Below are 1,037 nucleotides of genomic sequence, written 5' to 3'. Positions count from 1 at the left end.
AGGTCCGGCCGCGCCAGCCATTCCTGCCATTCCTCGGCCAGCTGCGCGCTGGCTGCGGTCGCCGAACTCCAGGCTTTTACCCTGCCCTGCAAGTCCGGCCCGTAGCGCACAAAGTCCGTGCGGTCGGGCAGCTTGGCATTGGGCAGGGTCTTGATCCAGTCCGGGTCGGGCGCCAGCAACACCATGTTGTCGAGAAAGTGCGTGGCCTTGTGGCGCCACTTGAGGCCTTTGTCCAGCCAGCCCGGCACCACGGATTTCTGGAAATGGGGATACAGCACCAGGCCCGCCCCAGCTGTACCCAACTCACTCGCGTAATTCAGGTGCAGGTGGTAATCGGTGATGCCGCCGTCCCAGTAGGCGCCGGGCGGCCCGCCGGGCACGTTGTGCACCGAGCGCAACACAAAAGGAATCGAGCAGCTGGCCTGCAGCGCGAGCTTGAAGTTGTCCTCACTGAGGTCAACCTGGCGCGTGCGGTAGTCGCTGGTGGCAAACGGCAGTTTGGCATTGGGCGTGGAAAACACCACACGCTCCAGCCAGGCGCCCATGGCCTTGCGGTGCAGGCTGTTGGTGAGGAAGGCGCCCAGGTAACCCAAGGGCGTGGCCAGCTTGTGCTCTCGGCCCAGCAGGTGGCGCCCGCGTGAGGTCACGATGTGCAGCCGGTAACGCGGGTGTTGCAGCACCTCATGCACACGGCCGCCGTAAAACTCTTTGAGGCTCTGGCCGAACTGCYCGCTCACGAAATCCGCGGTGGGACGTTTCTGGCCGGGCTGCAGTTCGTAGTGCTGGTGGATGTAGTCGTGCTCCAGCCGCGCAAAACCGGCCGCCGGGTCGTTCAGGCAGGCTGTGGCCATGCGCCAAGCGCCTATCGAGGCGCCGACCAGGTGCACCGGATGATCGGTTTGTGTGAGCCAGTCGCCAAAGATAAAACGGTCCAGCGCGCCCAGGATCAGGCCTTTGGGGCCGCCCGCCGCGCCCGGCACCACGCCGATGTCACCGGGTCGCAGGCCGTGCTGTTCGATGTGCAGGCGCGCCTTGGG

At 65.5% G+C, this 1,037-nt stretch carries 1 protein-coding gene; it reads right to left on the bottom strand.

Going from position 1 to position 1,037, the window contains the following annotated elements; all coding sequences use genetic code 11:
- Positions 1-1,037, bottom strand: a 1,037-nt coding sequence (locus AC1D0P_RS26030) for a patatin-like phospholipase family protein (RefSeq protein ID WP_477679366.1), incomplete at both ends; no start/stop codon positions are given.

This window comes from Polaromonas sp. P1_G2 (assembly GCF_056405515.1).
Note: the sequence above shows the minus strand (reverse complement) of the source record. Positions and strands in the feature narration are given on the sequence as shown.